Here is a 17,984-nt window from a genome sequence, read left to right as displayed (position 1 = left end):
TTCAACTGAAAGGAAGCTATGTGTCGGAGTAAATGCTTGCGCCCTCCGGAGGGCGCAAGCATTTACTCCGACATTGACGGGGCTACTTTGTTGATCTACGAACGAACGTTTTGGAGATTTTATTTTTTGGAGTTCCCTTAGGCAAAATTGAGATGCTCCCGGGTAAAGTAGATAGAGAGGACAAGAAACCGGGTTTTTGGATAGAATTTGTTCCCAAGCCGGGACATTTTTCTCAAGAAACCCGGTTTTTAACCGCTCCTGGATGAAGTTCCTCTAAAAAAATTCCGAATCTGGGAGCTACATCTGTGCAATATTCTTTAGAAAACTCATACTCGGCGCGAAAAAGTATTCACCGCCTTTCAGGGTGACTCGGAGTTTAAAGTCATAGTCTTCTGTTTCGGGTTCCCCCCATTTTTTCGGCCATTTTTGAGTTCCCCCGGGTTGACCTGTTAGGGGGTCGGGTCCCACATTGTACTGGGGAAAGTTTTTTTGATTCGACCAGGAGGCTTGCATAAAGTTGAACTGATTTTCAATATCAGCTTGAAAGCATAAAAAGAGCATTCCTGATCCGGTTTCTGGTTCTTTATTTAAGTCATTTTCTCCATAACTGACGCCGCGACGAACGATACGATGACGCCTTTCCAATTCTAAGGATTCTTCATAGTTAATTGCCGATTCTACTCGTCCAGTGTCTCCTCGGGGGTTCGTTTTGCGGAGGTGAGCATGGAAGGGACACTGGGTTCCCTGGGTATCCTCGCTGTAATTGAAGTCATTCATGGTATCCACGGGTCGGACTGGGTTCGCATACAGGGGTTGCTCTTTGAGGGTGACGGGTGTTCCATCGAAGAAACGACCTACAACCAGCGCCCCGGCTAAATCTTCAGTGATACCGAGCTTTTTACCCAAATTACGTTGGTCTTCACGGAATCCTTTAACGTTTTGTTCGAGTTTGCGGTAGACCAAATAACTGCCATAGCTATCTTCTGTCTTTCCGTTCGGGTCTTTAGCCAAAATCAAATCCAGCGCAGCCCGAGGGTCCCATTTAGTAAAATCACCGCCTTTTTCCTTGGCTTTGTCAATTTCCCGTTTCAAAAAGAGCGGCTGACTGATATTATCGACAAAGCCAAAATGTTCTACAAATTGTCCCCGATAATTTTTGAGAATAAACCCATCTTCTCGGTTAATCACTTCAGCAACTGAGCGCAGTTGCTGCCCGATGGTATTCACCTTTTGCAGTAAGCCGACTAAGTTATCATCGGCCATGATGACTAAGGCATGAATTTCCTCTTGATATCCAGCCTCCCATTGCTTCACTTCAATATCCCCCAAGGATTGCCGGAGGGTGGGATTTTTCATTCCGAACCGAAAGGGTTGATCGTTAGGAATTTTTGCAGGAGAAAACCGCAGATATTCATACCCTTTCCGAGATAAAAAGAAGTTGGCAAATACACCGCCATCAATCTTCTGTTCTCGGTACTGACGGGCGCTATCGGCCTGCTGTTTCGCTGATTTTACTGAGTTATGAGCAAAATTTTGAATCCATTGCTTTGCCTCATCGGTTTTATCGGGTTTGAATTGCAAAAACAGATGGACGCTATAATCTCGTCCGTGAGAGTTGAGAATGTTGCCCTGTAAATCTTCGAGTAACTCTGCATATTCACCGGGATTATCAGGGTCAATGCCCGCTCCATTTCCGGGTAGTCCTTCTAAATCTTCTTGAGTGAGTGTCATGGTATTGAGTCGCTGTAGTACGGGTTAGAGTCGGCTATTGAAGGGATTCAGAATTAGCAAGCCCAGGTTGCTAATTCTGATGATAATCTATGAATGTTCTAGCTTCACCATTTGAGCATGAGAGGGTTTTCCAATGTCATTGAGGTAAAACATCATATAGTAGCCCGGGGGATAAAGATTTGGATTGGTTGGTGCTTGAAAGTCGAGGGTAGACTCATTTCCGAGGGCGATATTTTGGATGGGTAATTCAGCCAAGCGTTGTCCAAAATCTAAAGAATGGGTCTCGGCACCGAGTTTGACTAAGACCAAAGACCCATTTTCGGTGGCATCTTTGACAGAGATTTGGTTAGTTTTGCCATATTGGATGCTATTCGGAACCGTCACAATTTCTGGACGCGCACCGGGTTTAAAGAGATAGGGGGGACTGAAGACTTCCGCTTGCCACATTTCTGCGGGAACGAAGGGTTCAGGGTCACCGGGAGCAAAATAGCTTTGAGGTGATTTGTAATACTCTTGCAGGGAGAATTCTTTCGCCTGTGCTGATTTATCGGTGAGCTTGGCTAAGATAAAATTATTCTGCGGATCTCGCCCAATATCAACATGAATGGTGCCATCTTTTTCGACGGCTGCCCGATTCGCATTCCCCCCAATGCTTAATACTCGCGCATCGGGTAAAAGGATTGCGCCATTATGATAAAGTCTGGGGAGTTTGGCGGGATTCATGGGCTTGATATGGTAACCGCCTGGAGCATCAGAATTGGGCGTCATCAACAGCGGTTCATAGATGGGTGTATATTCAGGATATTCACCGCCATTGACGACTAAAATCTCTTGAGAGGGCAGAATAACTGCTTCGAGATTAGCCCGAGGTTTGTCTAAGAATTTCTCAACGGTTTCCCATTTACCATTCTTTTCTCCGCTATGTTCAGGAGAGACCCAACGCTGTAAACTAGAGGCAATTTTGGCTCCAGCATAGTTCGCCGTGTTACCCCCGCGTCCAAAGTTGATATCGTTGGTGCCGATCATTCCGGCGAGTAATAAAACATCTTCTGAGTTGGGAACTTGGAGGGCGGTTCCATAAGCTTTGGTGGTTTCAAATCGTTCTGGACCGACTTCAAAGCTGACGGAAAATTTACCGGAGGCGTCTTCATGGACGGACATTAAATAGCTGGTTTTGCTTTTGTTTTGAACTAAAACATTGGCAATACCGGCTTCGTCTCCCGTAATGAGAAGTTTCCCATCAGCGGTGGGGAAAACCCGAGGATAGAGGTCAATACTATCATAGTCATCAGCCCCTTTGATGTAGGTATTAAAGGGACTGTTATCGACGGTTGTCAGGTCAATGTAGTGGAAGTTTTGGGTATTGGGGTCGTAGATTTCTATGCTGGGATTAATTTGGTTGGGAGCATTTAATTTTAGACCGGAAAAAATGACAATTTTGCCATCGGCTAGTTCGACTAGGGTGGGATACCACCGGCCCTCTTTCATTTGACCGGCAGGAGACCATTCGCCGGTTTGCCAGTTATAAAGATTGGCTTGTTTTGAGCCGGTGAATCTGCCTCCGGGGTAATAACGTCCGGTTCCACTGATAAAGAGGACGTTGCCATCGGCTAGTTGTAAATGACCGCCACAAAATAGGTCGTTGCTCTGCCCATCTTGCATGGCAGGAGGTGAAGAAATGCGCTCAAATTGCTGGGTTTGGGGGTCGAAGAGGGAGGTGTTGTTAATGGCGTTATAGTCTCCGGATCCGACTCCTTCTACAAAGGTGGTTTTACCTTGGTCATTGAGGAGGGTATTGCGAAAGCTGCTGCCGTTGACGCTGAGGACTTTTCCGTTGGGAAGGAGGATGGTATGAACTGACTGCATGAGGCTTTCTTTGGGAGCCATTGGAATGGTTTCCCAGGCTCCCATTTCTTCTTTAGCACCTACTAGGGGAGAGGCGATCGCCTGCTTCCACCCGCAGAATGTAATGGCTAAAGTTAAGATAAAAATGAAAAAAACCGAGATGATTGTAGTTCGGTTAGTTATGTTATTGAGTCTCATAGGGGGCTATTTATTACTCGTTGCATCGTTTTACAAAATTGCTGAGTTGCGGAAGCTTTGATGTGGATGATTAGGACGGAGGAGGTTTGGTAACAATTCAAAACCGGGTTTTCTTAATATATACGGGCTGATTTTCCAGGAAATTACAGCCAGAAACCCGGTTCATTGTCTGAGTTCGTCAACTTTAATTTCACGTCCTAGGTCAACAAGTTGAGGAGGTGAGATGGGAGAACTGAGCTAGAACTGTTTTACTAAAGGTTATAGATGTGAGTGAGTTTTTTCCGAGTGATGTCGATCGCCTCTTGAGCAATGTCATAGGCACTGGGGTATTGATTCTCTGCATCTTCTCCCGGTATCCAAAACTTGCGACGACTCAGGCGCAAGGAGTCCAGAAAATCGGGAATCGCATTGAAAACCTCGATCGCGACTGGTCCATTATACACAGAGAGAATGGGTTTAAACAAGGACTCCCAGGGAATCCAACTGGTATGAACCGCACCGCGATCGGGTGCAGAGACTTGGACATAATGCAGTCGGCGTTCATTAGCCAATTGCCTCACTTGTGCTGCAAAAATCTCGGGTCCTTCACCATCAAGAATTTCGTGAGCGGTATCAATCACAACTCCCACGGTTGGGTTGCTCACGCCTTCCAGAAAGTCTAGCACTTGAGATAATTTGTTCGGACCTGGAGTTTCCCAGTGGGTGATTGGCTCGATCGCCAATTTGACATTCCTATCTTCTGCATAGTTTCCTAACTCTTGTAGAGTCGGTTGTGCATTGGCATAGCGCCGAGCTAACTCCCATTGTAGCCGATCGCTCCAAATCGGGGTATTCCCATCCTTGAGAAATGCACCGTAAGGCACGACGATCGGTCCCATCATCACTTCCCCCCGGAGTGCGGCAGTGATGTCAACCCGTGCCTTGAGATAGGCTAAGGCTTTTTGCCGTTGTCCTGCGTCAAATGAACTGGGATCGCAGCTTGGAGTGGCACCGACATTGGTCGTAATGTCTACATCACTGAATCCTTCGTCATCCAGAAAGCGACGCAGGTTGGCGTAGTCCTGAATTTCTTGTGAGTAATCGGTGTTGTCCGAGGGTGCGATCGGAAACTCAAAGCCCGTATAACCCATCTGGGTCAGTTCTTTTATATGTTTAAGCACCCGTTTCCGATACTCATGATCATGAGGTTTCAGATTGGTGGTGAACATAAAAAAGCTCAAATAGACATCCTGCGGAATTAGCATATTGTCATTCATGTTACGACTCCTTGTCGTGAGAATTTAGTAGGAAAGAGGCATCGGTAAATTCAGATCGACAAATATCTGTTGTGCTTGTAATTAGCAAATTTGAAGCCGGGGTGAAATGGTTACAATTCAACAAATTAACCCCATCCTGATAATACCAAATCCGGGTATCAAAAGTCGTTTTGATAGAGTAGCCCGCGCAGGCGGGCTTTGTCCCTGTAGCCCCACCCTTTAGGGTGCGGGTTTTTATTTGAATACCAAATTTCGTATTAGCTGATTTTACAGCTTTTTGTTCCAAATTTGACGGTTAATTTTCCAACTATTTCCCTCTTTTTTCATCAACCAAAGCGCTCGATATTTAACAACATGAGCAGGACTGCCGTCTTTTGGATAAATTGTGGCGGCAGAGCTCCCGATGACGTAACCAAAATCCCCTGTTATTTCGATTTCTTCGGCGTTGAAGGTGGGATCAGTTGATTGATGAGCACATTCTTCAGCAAACCCTTGCACAATGTCATGAATCCCGATACAATCCGAGGCATCTGGTGGCATCCACAGAGCGTCTTCGGTGTACATTTCGGCATAAGACATCAGGTCTATTGACCTGACATTAGCTGGGTAAATCTCTTCAAATATCTGTCTAATTTCTTCTCTATCTCTGAAGCTCATAGCCGTATAATCCTAAAATTGTGAGGGATAATTGGGAGAGAATATGATTAAGTTAAAAGAGTTTTTTACCCTTAAATCTTATCCTCTCCCGGGTCAAAATACAGGATTCAAATCAGCACTTAGGGATTAAAATCCAATTTGGTCGCGGAGGTAGGTCCGAGCCATCAGGGCATATTGTAACGGTTCGGCATTCTTCGGATCTTGTTCCGCTTCCACCATCAGCCATCCTTCATAATTAGCGTTGGCAAGCTCTTGTAAAATCGGCTGAAAATTGATGGCTCCTGCGGAATCTCCGGGGACCGTAAAGATTCCGGCGCGAATTGAATCTAAAAATCCCCGTCCAGTTTTTTTGGATTCATCTAAAATCGGCTGACGAATATTTTTCAAATGAACGTGCTTGATCCGGTTGACATATTTTTTAGTAACCGCTAGAGGGTCAACGCCTGCATAGTACAAATGACCTGTATCCAGAAGCAGTTTAACGGTGTTAGAGTCGGTATTGTTCATGAGGCGATCGATATCCTCGAAGTTTTCAACTCCGGTGCCAATATGAGGGTGATAGACCAATTGCATCCCATTTTTTTGGGCGATCGCACCCAGTTTATTCAGTCCTTCGGTTAAATCTGACCATTGCTGATCCGTAAATTTGGGTCGGTCCACTAATGGGTCTGCACCAGGCTTTTGATGAACTGCACCCCCCAATTCAGCCACGACAATACTGTTACCATTCATCTCTTTCATGAAGGCAACTTGCTTATCGAATTCTTCAAAGGTTTCTTGGGCTTGTCCTACGGTGAACAACGTTCCCACCCAAGGTTCAGAAATGGTTAAATTACGCATTTGTAATTCCCGTTTTAATTCCTTGAGGTCTTGGGGATATTTCGGGGACATCTGTGAACCTTTGAATCCAGCTAGGGCTGTTTCACTTAAAATTTGCTGGAATGGAATAGGGGGATCGAGATCAATGGTGCGATCGTCACTATTACTCCAGCCGGTTGGGGTAATCCCTAACTTAACTTTATTGCGATCGAAGGTGGGGTTTAAGATGGCCTCGGATGACGGCGTAACGAGAGAGACTAAAACAGGATTGTTGTCATCGGAAGTCGCAGCGTTAGCAGGAGGAGTAATGCTCATTAGTCCGACAAGAAGAAAGAGACCTAAAACGACAGATACGGGATAAATTGCTCTGATTTTTTGGAAGAAGGGATGTTTCTTCATGGTGCGCTAAGTTAAATGACGTGATGGATTGATACGCGAATAGCCGTCCTAAGTCGCTTGGTTTCAGGGGCGGATTTACCTAATTTTAAGATTAGGAATTAAGGGGGATACTTGGATAACAATGGTGTTCTCAAGATTGAGCCTGTTCATCCAAGGTATCCCTTCTGATTCAAGTTTTATTGAAAAGCCCCAAACCGGGAGACATCTCCGTTATAAATAGTCTTGTCAGGCATCAGAGACTTAAACAGATCTGTTTCATGGAAATTCGTTGCCGTCAGATTAGCATCGGACAACTTTGTATCTCTCATTGAACTGCTGGAAAAATCTGCACTGGATAAATTGGAGCGAGATAGAATAGCTTTTTGTAACTGAGCATTGGTTACTGAAGCATTAGACAAATTGGCATCAGAGATAATCGCACTGGTTAAAATGGCCCCGGTTAAATCCGCCCCGGTTAAATCCACTTTGGTCATCAGCGCATTCTCCAACTCAGCATCAGAAAGATTAGCCCCAGTGAGGTTAGACTCTGACAGCGTAATTCCGGGCATTGTAGCATGGGAGAGATTCGCACCGCTTAAATTGGCTGCTTGAAGTCTGGCATCATTGAGTAGTGCACCGGAGAGATTGGCATTGGATAAATTTGCTCCATTTAAGGCGCTACCATATAAATCTTGATTGGAGAGATCCACGCCGGATAGATCGCAGTTAACACAGGCGTTGGTCAACTTTAACTGATTGTAATCTGTGCCAACGAAAGCATTAGCCGGAGCAATCCAGAGGGTTAAGCTCACAACAAGGGAGAGGGTCAGGGTAGAAAGTTGACGAAATGAAGTTGCAATATTCATGGTGAGACTAAAACTGACAAAATGTGAAGGTTTGAGTTGGTGATTGAGCTAGGAACTTTAGGGTCTGATGCGTTACAATTTAGAGGTTTTGGACTTGGTTAAACCTACCGAAGGCTTGTCACTCCAGCTTGCATATCCGGGACTTTTTGCTCCCGGTGGGTTAACCCCGATCGCGGGCCAGAGGAGTCCTTCTGGATAGGCGGTTGAACTGGGAACAAAGGTCCGGTCTTGGGTTTTAGTGCCGTACATTTCCCGCCAATCTTTGGGGAGTTCATACCAGGTCGCCACATACCACAGCTTAATAATATTGCGGGCGATCGGACCCAATTGTTCAGACCCCAAAATTTCTAACCGCAGTCGGTTCGTGCGGATTGAATTATCATCACTCTTCGTGGCTGCCTCATCAATCTCATGAAACAGTTTTAACAAGTCGATCAGGATATTAGGTCCAATGATTTCATGGATGGTCTTAAAGTAAAGTTCACCTTGTCCAGTTCCCTGTAGATGAAATCGAGAAAAGCCCGTTAAGGTTACGGACAAATCGTAAAAATACTCCATCAACTCCGGTGAATTAATATCCATCAGGTATTTACCTCACTAACAAAATAAAACAACAAAGGGGCGAAAATTCTGAGGCTCCGTGATTATTCATCATCGACAACAATCGATGAAACTAGCGAATGCAGGAGCAATTTAACCCAGTTTCTGTTCAGCATTTATGCCAAACTTCTCAAAAGAAACAGTACAGAAACCGGGAAAATTTTTATGCTCCTGTAACCCTTAATCTAATCGGAATATGGGAGCGGCATTAACCCCGGGCATACCGGGGATGGGATTCCGAATTAGAGCGGTCGCAGATTCTTTCAGCTTGAACATTCCGCCCACTGCCGGAATTAATTCTTTGGGATTTCCATCAAAAGCCTTTTCAAGGTCCCCTAGGAATTTGCGGTAATCCGCATAGAATTGTTTAGCTGCGGTATAGATTTCCGATTTTTCGGGGTAATCACTCAGGTGGGGATTGGACTTCATCGGATATACGGCATCCCAATCTACCGTAAATTTTGCCCCGGTGGGATGATCGGGACGATCCGAATTTTCCGGATCATCCTTGTCCACCACATAGTATTGTCCTAGTTTAATTTGTTGAAATCGATAGTAATGGCCCAGTTCTCGTTCGGCATCATAAATCGTCCCACTTCTTGCTCCTTCACCCTGCTCTTGAATAAGTTTTATAGCCCGAATGGCTGAACGCAGATCGGTCACGGGGATAATATCTCCACCACCGTTGTAGTAGTATTCCGGCGTAATTTGTCGGCTGGGGTCGCCACAAAATAGGGCATCTCCCATTTCTTTATGGAGTGCATACAGGCCGCGAATAATCTCGGCATAGAATAATCCGATGCTGTAGAATGTATCAGACGGTTTACCATCCAGAATGGTCAGAAAGTTATACTGTTCTTGAACGGGTCGAGAAACGACTAAGGGTTTATCGTCTTCGACTTCTTCGGCCCGCTCAATCTTCATAAATGTGTCGATCGCCTCGGGGGAAAATTTATTCAATCCGACTTTGAAATCAATCGCGCCGGTGGGGAGATAGGTCGGATAGGTCTGAATAAACTCCGGATCGGTCAGGGTCTTTTTCATCTTTCCGCCCACCGCATTATACAGATTGGCGATCAGGGTCAGATGGAGCATTTCCTCTACCGCAACTGCCCGGATAATATGAAACGACTCTAAATTTTTTCCGGGGTGCATGGAGTAGAGTGCGGTAATGTAAGGGGGAATCGTTGCGTGTTCTAGCACTAGGGCTTTTTTGAGATAGTGACGCAACTCCTTTACTGTGGTAATCAGTTTCAACTTATCGTTTTTGGACATAATACTTCAGGGGTGAATGTGTTCTGGATTTCGACAGGAAGAAGATGGCAAGGGCAACAATTGTTAGGCGTTTAAATCTTTCAGCATTTGTTCCGATGCCATAAAACTAAGGGCGGCGATCGTCAAACTGGTATTGGAACTGCCAATAGTCGGCATACTCCCTGAACCAACCAGGAAAAGATTCTCATGAGCCCAAGACCGTAATTTGGAATTGACAACGGAGTTCTTGTCATTGGTTCCCATGATATGAGTTCCAGAAAAGTGATTTCCTCCTTTGTAGAAGTAACCTTCTCCCTCAAATTCAAAATAGGCCGGGTCTTTAGGATTGTAGTGGGTATAATCTTCTGCTCCTAACCGTTGGAAAATCACCCGAGAAAGTTTGCGGGTATAGGCCAGGGTTCGGATACTGTAATCCGGGATGTTGAAGTTAATTACGGGACGAAAATTATCCAATTGATCCTTGTATTTGGCATCAATTGTGACTCGGTTACTGGGTTCTGGAAGTAATTCACACATGAACGCCAGCAGGAGTTGTCGGGAAATCCGATTAACTAAAGTATCGCGAAGTGCTTGTCCATATTTGTTTTTGTTGTCAACGGCATCGGTGACTTCTGTGTAGGGCGAACCCGTTGCCCATCCCCAACCATCATTGTGAATATCCGCAGCAAAGGCAGATTGTTTCTGACGAAACCCGCCTTTACGAAATGTGGCAATTCCTGTTGTCGCCAGAGGTCCGCGCATGGTGCCGGTTACTTCCGGCATCAAAGCCCAAGCCAAGGTAAAGGGGTGATCCATCAGATAACGCCCGATTAGTCCATTCTCATTGGGCAAATCAGAAGCCAGCATCAGACGAGCATTCTCTACGGCATTTGTGGCTAGGACAAATAATTTTCCTTTGGCGATTCCGACCTTGTGAGCAGGATTTTTGGGTTCTTCATATCGCTTGTAGTGAACAGCAGTTACCCGACCGTTTTCTGGCTCGATTTCTATCTTGAAAGCGACTGCTTGGCAGAGTAAATGAACCCGACCCGTTTGGAAGGCTTTGGTTAAAGTTCGACGAGCATCATATTTGGCTTGAGCTGGACAGAGGGGAACGCAGTTGGCATTTCCTTGGCATCGTTCCCCATACTGTACGGGATGAATACTGCTGACGCCCTCGGGGACAAAGGGGTTACCGCGATCGTATTTAGGATTGGGGACACCATTGCGACCTTGAGGAAAACCTGCGAAGGTTAATTCATACTCCTCTTCGTCGAGTTTGACTTTAGTCCCCTTAACTTTGTCCATTACTTTTTTATCTAAGTAAGAAGGAGGCATTGCTTCCATGGGAAAAACATAGCCTTCATCAAAGGGAACGCCCAGTGCTTCTTGCTCCTCTTTGTTCCCAGAAACCCCAATTTCGTACTCGGCTTTATTGTAGTAGGGCATCAGGTCTTGATAGCTAATCGGCCAATCTAACCCTTGTCCATATTTGGTGCGTAACTCGAAATCTTCCGGTAACATTCGGATGGTTTTCCCTTCCCAGTGCATGGTTGTTCCACCGGGGACTCTGGTATAAGAACCACTCAGCCTCATCGGGCCTTTTTCTACAAAATACTCATCGTCATCAGTCGGACTCAGGGCATTTGGATTTTTGGCATAGGGAGCGTTGGAATTTTTTTCCGCCGCACTATAGAAGGTGTCAATATAACTTTGAAACCCGGCTAGGGTTAAATCCTTGGATTGTCCGGCTTCTAAAATTAAAACGCTTTTTCCTTGTTCACTCAATTCTTTGGCAACGATCGCTCCTGCAATCCCTGATCCGACGATGACTACATCATAAGATGTTTTTGAGACCGTCTCTACATCAACGGATATTACCAATTCGTGAAGGGGACTCATGATTTACTCCTTAAAGGTGAGTTGATTCGCCTGAAGTGATTTGAAAATCTGGTCAGGGCCAGCTTTGATGTAGCCGAGATGGGGGATAGGGAGGATGTGAGTCATCTCCCCTATTCCCCTATTTTCCTAATTTTCAGAGGGGCGATCGCAATTATTTGAACGCCGATTTTTCTGCCAAATCTTGAATTAAATTGGCTACGACTCCAGTCCATCCGGTTTGATGGCTGGCACCAATTCCCGCACCATTATCGCCATGAAAATATTCATAGAACAGAATCAAATCACGCCAGTAGGGGTCTTTTTGAAACTTTTCTGAACCGCCATAAACGGGTCGCCAAGGTTCAGTGGAGGAGGGTTTAGATGAGGAGGATTCCGAGGAGGATTCCGAGGAGGATTCCGAAGGATTGGAACCCGATTTTTTCAGAAAGATACTGGTGAGCCGCTTCGATAACTCGATGGAGACTTCCTCCAGGTTCATCTCTTTGATTTCCCCCGTGGTGGTGGGACATTTAACTTTGAGATCATCTCCCCAGTAAGCATGAAACTTCTGGAGGGACTCAATGAGGAGAAAATTCACAGGCATCCAAATCGGACCCCGCCAATTCGAGTTACCGCCAAACATGGGGTATTTGGATTCTGCGGGTTCATATTCCAATCGATGTTCTTTACCTTCTATCCACAAAACATAAGGGTGAGCTTCGTGGTATTTTGACAAACCCCGGATCCCGTAATCGCTCAAGAATTCGGTTGAATCCAACATTTTACTCAAAATATGTTGCAACCGCTCTTTATTGACCAGCGACAAATACAAGCCTTTTTCTGGATCTGTTTCGTCCTGATTTTCCGAGGAACGCAGTTCGATGTTTTGGTGGTTCAAAAGTTGAGGGCGATTTTTGACAAACCAATTCATGCGAGCTTGAAAATCCAAGTTCAAGTAATCCTTAACGATATCTTTGTCAATGGTTTCCACTGCAAACAGGGGAATTAATCCGACTAGCGATCGCACCTTCATGGAGAGTGCACCGGCACTGTTCGCACCTGATACATTACTCTTAGGAGCCTTCAAGATGTCGTAATAGAACTTGTCCTCGTCGTTCCAGATATCGATATCGTTCCCCCCTACTTTATTCATCGCATCCGCAATCAACAGAAAATGTTGAAAATATTTAGATGCCATGTCTTCGTAGTTACTGCGGCCCGTTTTCTTGACCAGAGTCTGATAAGTGGCGATTAGCTCTTGATCTGCATCCTCCTTAACTAGCTCCTGATATTTCTGGCGAAGTTTTTCATAGGTTTTCGCCAAATCTTTATCTTGTTTGGCGAGTTCACTGGAAATTTTCAGCATATTCAAACAGAACATCGCCATCCAGCTTGTTCCATCTGACTGCTCAATCTTTGCCTCCTCAAGATCCAAGTTACTCCGGTCTATTACCCCAATGTTATCTAAGCCTAAGAAGCCACCTTCAAAGACATTATTACCATTCGCATCTTTCCGGTTAACCCACCAGGTAAAATAGAGGGATAACTTTTGAAACACATCTTCCAGAAAATTGGTATCCCCTTGACCATAAAGTTTTTCTTCGAGTTTATAAACCCGCCATGCAGCCCAAGCATGAACGGGCGGATTAACATCCCCAAAATTCCACTCATAAGCGGCCATTTGACCGTTGGGATGCATATACCATTCCCGGGTGAAGAGATAGAGTTGCTTCTTGGCAAACTCGATATCAATCAGGGCAAAAGGCAGGGTATGAAATGCTAAGTCCCAGGCAGCAAACCAAGGATATTCCCATTTATCAGGCATGGAAATAATATCCTCATTAAATAAATGAGTCCACGCTTTATTTTTGTCGCCGGATTTACGAGATTGGGGGGGTTTAGGCGGAGTGGGATCTCCATTGATCCAGTCCGCTACGATATAGTGATAAAATTGCTTGCTCCACAACATCCCGGCAAAAGCTTGGCGCTGGACAGCCCGCACATCATCAGGAATATCATAGGGACAAACTGCCTGATAAAATTCATCCGCGTCATTCTTGCGCTGGGTGAAGGTGGTGTCAAATTCATCACTGAAGGGAGAATCCAAATTCTCTGGAGAGAAGCGCAAGCGCACAGTTTTCGTTTCCCCAGGGGCCAGGATTAATTCATAATGGGCTGAGGCTTTGGTTCCAACCTGATTGGGATTGACGGTCTGGGCTTTCCCTTTGGAGACGATATAATCGTTGATGCCATCTTTAACATAAGGGGAATCATTTTCCCCCCATTTTAATATTTTTTTGTTGGTTTCATTTTCGGTATAAAGGAGTTCTTTTGGCCCTTCACAATACAGCCATCGTTTTCCTAAGTTTTCACTGTTGCATACAACTTCGATAACGCTTAAGTTAGGGTCTGATTTGACGGTTTTTAAGGATTTATCCGCTTTGTTCTGATTGGGATAGCCCCAAGACCAAGTATTGCGGAAGAACAGGGTAGGCAAGAGATGGAGCGTCGCGGTTTCTGAGCCCCGATTGCTGACGGAAATTTGGATCAGGATATCTTCTTCTGACTTTTTGGCGTAATTGATGGCAACATCAAAGTACCGATTGTCATTAAAAACTCCTGTATTCATCAGCTCGTATTCAGGAGCGGCTTTATAGTTAGATTTCAGATGTCGGTTTTCGTCAACTAACTCTTTATAAGGAAAAGCTGCTTGGGGGTATTTATAGAGGCAACTCATGTAAGAGTGAGTGGGGGTATTGTCCGTGTAAAAGTAATATTCTTTCACATCTTCCCCGTGATTCCCTTCGTTGCCGGTTAAACCAAACAGCCTTTCTTTGATGATGGCATCTTGTTCATTCCACAGGCCGATCGCAAAACAAATATTCTGGTGATCATCGGATATCCCTGCAATCCCATCCTCACCCCAACGATAGGCCCGAGAACGAGCTTGGTCATGGGTAAAATCGTCCCATGCCTCAACAGTTTCGCTGTAATGTTCCCGAACAGTTCCCCACTGGCGATCGCTCACATAGGGACCCCATTTCTTCCAATTGCTTTTCTTATTCTCACGTTCTTCTGCTAATCGTTTGCCTTCGGCGGTGTCTTGAATTGAAGTCATGGTTGTTTGGGTAGTGTATTGAGCTAATCAGTTACAGAGCTTGAGTAGGGCTTCTGCACTGCCTACAGTGGAAGTGGACTCTCTCCTATTCCAGCAAGAATTGCGCGATCGCTTACCGCGAAGCAATCCTTGTGAGTTGTTGCTCTCTTTCCTTAAAGACGATCTTTAACCCAAATTTCTGAATTGTTCCCGTTCGACAAACCTATCTTTCGTCCAAGCCCCTAAACATCGGGGGGTTTCCTCCATTCTGGTTAGAGCGGTTTGTAAACACCAACAGATTCGAGGGTACGGGTACAGAAACACAGCCTGTCTATAGGTTTCAAAAACATAAAACAGACGTTAAATATACCGAATTGGGATTAGACTAACCCTCATATAAAATTGGAATAATCAATATCAAAACGTAACGTTTTGGATTTCCTAGAGGGAAAGTCGGTTAATGAGTTGGATCCGGTTTAGTGAACTCAAATACTCTATATAGCAATCCTAAATCAGTTGTGGAATACCCTCACCCCAACCCCTCGCCCAGAACGGGAGAGGGGAGGCTCAAGATGTTATAAATCAGTTAGGAATGCTATATAAAACCCGTCTTTTAGGAAAGGTTGGACAATTCTTTAAGGCGTGGGAGCATTTTGCTCCCTATGACAAACGGAGCCAAAAATCCGGGGATTTGTCCTCTTCCTAATCCTATACCAATGGCGTAGATCCTCGGACCCGGTTTAACGTTGTCCGGGAAATCAGCACCCTTTGAACAGGTTAAATTCACCGGAAAGTTTTCCCCGATCTTCATCGGGGATAAACTCTTGATTAAGGATTGATTAGCGGGAAAACCCGATCCAGGAGGAGAGCCGATTTTTCGCCTGTATTTTTCCGCCCATTGCCTCACTTGATGCAGTTTTTGCATCCACTGCATCAGCCTCCATAAACAGTCCCAAATTCTCGTTTTTTCTTCAACGTGAATCCAGGCCCAAATCGCTGCAAGCGGCCATTCAGACCCGGTTGCTGGAATGCAGGAATCAGCCGTTTTCTTGATGGATAAGGTGGCGTGAGAAGTCGGGGCGATCGCCTCTAACTCAGAAGGCGGCTGGAATCGCACAACCTCAATGGGTTCCTCACCCACAACAGTCGCGGCGATCGCCCCCCCCACGGATGATGTCACCGGCTCATCTACAGGGGTGTCAACTTCTTCCCGATTCTGCTGGGATAGTTCCTCTGTTGCCAACTCCGTTACTGCTGGGGTAACAAGGGATTTTATTAAAAGGTTTTCTTCCCCAATAAAATATCCCCTCAACTCCTCTCGCAGAATTGCCCGTGCTTGGGAAATTCGCTTGCAAACATTGGGGTAAGAAATCTGTTGCTGTTTTGCTATTTCTTGATGAGAAAACTCTTGATAAAAATGCAGTACAAATGTTTCATGCAACCGAATAGGTAACTGATTAATCGCACGGCGAATGACCCGTTTTTGCTCGTCGTTCTCTAAGGCGCTTGCGGGGGAGTCTTGAAGCGAAATCCATTCTCGCTCCTCTTGCTCCCCGTACCATTCTATATACTCCAAGGTTTTCAAGCCTTGGTGACGCTTGAGGTCAAGCCAATAATTACGAATCAGCTTGGTTATCCAAAATTTAAAGTTTTGGATTTTTTCCGCATATTTATGGGCTTTTTTAAAAGCTTTGAGCATCGCCTGACTCAGGAGATCTTCGGCCTCGGTTGAGTTGCCGTCCATCCACTTGAGACAGCATCGAAATAGGTGGTCTTGATGCTGCTGGAAGAGGGACCAAAAGGCTTGGTATTCCCCGGCTGCAAGGGGTTTTAAAAGTTGTTCTTCTTCGGTTAGGGGCTGGATGTCGGTAGTAGTAGATTGCACCACGATAGTTTCACCTATTGAATTGATTGAAAGGCTATTCAGCCAAATTCTCTCTAATGCTGTAAACCTTTGGTCAATGAGCCGTTTGGAATGGCTTGGTTGGGGTTGCAGGTCGGTGTTTTATTGGAGGTTAAGCAGGGCCATAGTTGAGTGATTTAAAATAGTGAATGGGTCGAGTTGTGGGCAATGAAATAAATAACTCTTTATGCTACAGGTAGATCGTGATAATACTACATAGGCAAGGGTGTTTGATGGACTCAGCAGACTACTAAATCTGTAGCCTTCCATGTATTAGACGGTTGAACCAGGGATTTTGTGAATGGACTTCTGGGTTCATTCCGGAACTCCCCCCACTGTCACCGGGGGGCTGGGGGTGTCTCTTTAGTTATTGAGCAAGAGGTCTGATGATTTGGGCGGGATATTTTGGGCCAGTCGCCTTTCATAAAGGTCCTAAAATATCCCTCGATCAATTGATGAAATTCCTGAATTTGTTTTCTTAAAAATTAGGTAATTTGCTTAGATTAAAAGTTACAAATTACCCGGTAAACGCTTAAACCCCGGATAATCGCGGGTAATATTTCCCTTGAGAATTTCCCGGGTATTTGTAAAAAAAATGAGGCAATTGCAGATCCTATCCAGATCTGCCAATCTGCTGAGTCCTTGGGTTTGAGCGGATTCTGTAAGTGTGCCTGGGTAGGTCTTTCAACTGCTGAGGTCATGGATTCCATTGGGTACTTGAGTGGGCATTATGAAAGGGTGAGTTGAGAAGCCAGAAACCGGGAGTTGTGTTTAAACCGGATGGGCTTTTTGCTACAGGTAGGGGATGGCTATCTTTAAGTAGCGTTTTATCGCCCATTGATTCCTGCGCTTAACCCATTCTCCGCCCTCACCCATCGGGCAATGGGGGAGTTGATGGAGTAGAAGCTGGAAATCAAGGGCAATGGGTCTAATCTCTGGGGTTAAGCAGCGATCGCAGACCTGTATCCGTACTTCGATGCCGAGGGTTTTGGCTGGTTGGCCGGTACTATACAGAAAATTAGTTTTTTATCCTCTATCTCAAGATAGATTTATCCTACTGCTTTAGCGAGATGGACGTCAAGAGGAAAGGGAAATCACTTGTGTAAAGAAACATAACGATTAAACTCGGAGGAAATTATGGCCGGTTAAACATTTTAATTTGACCTGTTGTGTATATCGTCGATCTGCCCGGGGTAATCAGCGGATCCACAAATAGACTACACAGAACTGTTCTAATACTCAGTAAACCTCACTCCTGTTTTTGTTGGTGTTTGCGTAACGTATAACTTAATCAACATCGGAGTATTTTTTTGGACATTTTATGAACTGGCATCGGGGGATTTTTGTAAATCCGTATAATTACTGATTTTTTAAAGAAAAATGTCATTGAGTAGTCCGTGAAAATACTTGGGTTGGTCAGTCGGCGATCGCACCGAGAGAGAAACCCCTCCCCCTCGGTCCGGCGATCGCGCTGGCCCCACAGCACCCCACCCTAGAGG

General features: G+C 45.2%; 11 protein-coding genes. All 11 read right to left on the bottom strand.

The window, feature by feature from the left end; translation table 11 throughout:
* Window positions 1-297: 297 nt before the first annotated feature.
* Window positions 298-1,731, bottom strand: coding sequence for a Dyp-type peroxidase domain-containing protein (locus tag NG833_RS00560; protein ID WP_254563384.1), 1,434 nt, complete (start codon window positions 1,729-1,731; stop codon window positions 298-300).
* 87 nt (window positions 1,732-1,818) lie between these two features.
* Window positions 1,819-3,774 (bottom strand): galactose oxidase early set domain-containing protein, encoded by a 1,956-nt coding sequence (locus NG833_RS00555; protein ID WP_254563383.1) that lies wholly within the window; start codon window positions 3,772-3,774, stop codon window positions 1,819-1,821.
* Window positions 3,775-4,025: 251 nt separating this feature from the next.
* On the bottom strand, window positions 4,026-5,030 hold the full coding sequence (locus tag NG833_RS00550; RefSeq protein WP_254563382.1) for a sugar phosphate isomerase/epimerase family protein: 1,005 nt from the start codon (window positions 5,028-5,030) through the stop codon (window positions 4,026-4,028).
* A gap of 267 nt (window positions 5,031-5,297) precedes the next feature.
* Window positions 5,298-5,687, bottom strand: coding sequence for a DUF4440 domain-containing protein (locus tag NG833_RS00545; protein WP_254563381.1), 390 nt, complete (start codon window positions 5,685-5,687; stop codon window positions 5,298-5,300).
* Between the two features lie 126 nt (window positions 5,688-5,813).
* Window positions 5,814-6,821, bottom strand: coding sequence for a myo-inosose-2 dehydratase (gene iolE, locus NG833_RS00540; RefSeq protein WP_254563380.1), 1,008 nt, complete (start codon window positions 6,819-6,821; stop codon window positions 5,814-5,816).
* A gap of 260 nt (window positions 6,822-7,081) precedes the next feature.
* Window positions 7,082-7,750 (bottom strand): pentapeptide repeat-containing protein, encoded by a 669-nt coding sequence (locus NG833_RS00535; RefSeq protein WP_254563379.1) that lies wholly within the window; start codon window positions 7,748-7,750, stop codon window positions 7,082-7,084.
* 72 nt (window positions 7,751-7,822) lie between these two features.
* Window positions 7,823-8,332 carry a hypothetical protein gene (locus tag NG833_RS00530; RefSeq protein ID WP_254563378.1) on the bottom strand — a complete coding sequence of 170 codons (510 nt, stop codon included), beginning with the start codon at window positions 8,330-8,332 and terminating at the stop codon, window positions 7,823-7,825.
* 198 nt (window positions 8,333-8,530) lie between these two features.
* Entirely contained in the window at window positions 8,531-9,625 is a 1,095-nt protein-coding gene (locus NG833_RS00525) for a ferritin-like protein (RefSeq protein WP_254563377.1), read from the bottom strand.
* A gap of 63 nt (window positions 9,626-9,688) precedes the next feature.
* Window positions 9,689-11,506, bottom strand: a complete 1,818-nt coding sequence (locus NG833_RS00520; RefSeq protein WP_254563376.1) for a GMC family oxidoreductase — start codon at window positions 11,504-11,506, stop codon at window positions 9,689-9,691.
* 151 nt (window positions 11,507-11,657) lie between these two features.
* Window positions 11,658-14,603 (bottom strand): glucosidase, encoded by a 2,946-nt coding sequence (locus NG833_RS00515; RefSeq protein ID WP_254563375.1) that lies wholly within the window; start codon window positions 14,601-14,603, stop codon window positions 11,658-11,660.
* Window positions 14,604-15,195: 592 nt separating this feature from the next.
* Window positions 15,196-16,470 carry an RNA polymerase sigma factor gene (locus NG833_RS00510; RefSeq protein ID WP_254563374.1) on the bottom strand — a complete coding sequence of 425 codons (1,275 nt, stop codon included), beginning with the start codon at window positions 16,468-16,470 and terminating at the stop codon, window positions 15,196-15,198.
* Between the last annotated feature and the right edge of the window lie 1,514 nt (window positions 16,471-17,984).

The organism is Oscillatoria sp. HE19RPO, assembly GCF_024220515.1.
GTDB lineage: Bacteria > Cyanobacteriota > Cyanobacteriia > Cyanobacteriales > Laspinemataceae > Laspinema.
Note: the sequence above shows the minus strand (reverse complement) of the source record. Positions and strands in the feature narration are given on the sequence as shown.

Bases quoted from the DNA above. Each gene is read 5' to 3' on its own strand.
- NG833_RS00560 (WP_254563384.1), bottom strand. From the start codon at position 1,731: ATGACACTCACTCAAGAAGATTTAGAAGGACTACCCGGAAATGGAGCG.
- NG833_RS00555 (WP_254563383.1), bottom strand. From the start codon at position 3,774: ATGAGACTCAATAACATAACTAACCGAACTACAATCATCTCGGTTTTT.
- NG833_RS00530 (WP_254563378.1), bottom strand. From the start codon at position 8,332: ATGGATATTAATTCACCGGAGTTGATGGAGTATTTTTACGATTTGTCC.
- NG833_RS00525 (WP_254563377.1), bottom strand. From the start codon at position 9,625: ATGTCCAAAAACGATAAGTTGAAACTGATTACCACAGTAAAGGAGTTG.
- iolE (WP_254563380.1), bottom strand. From the start codon at position 6,821: ATGAGCATTACTCCTCCTGCTAACGCTGCGACTTCCGATGACAACAAT.
- NG833_RS00535 (WP_254563379.1), bottom strand. From the start codon at position 7,750: ATGAATATTGCAACTTCATTTCGTCAACTTTCTACCCTGACCCTCTCC.
- NG833_RS00520 (WP_254563376.1), bottom strand. From the start codon at position 11,506: ATGAGTCCCCTTCACGAATTGGTAATATCCGTTGATGTAGAGACGGTC.
- NG833_RS00515 (WP_254563375.1), bottom strand. From the start codon at position 14,603: ATGACTTCAATTCAAGACACCGCCGAAGGCAAACGATTAGCAGAAGAA.
- NG833_RS00550 (WP_254563382.1), bottom strand. From the start codon at position 5,030: ATGAATGACAATATGCTAATTCCGCAGGATGTCTATTTGAGCTTTTTT.
- NG833_RS00545 (WP_254563381.1), bottom strand. From the start codon at position 5,687: ATGAGCTTCAGAGATAGAGAAGAAATTAGACAGATATTTGAAGAGATT.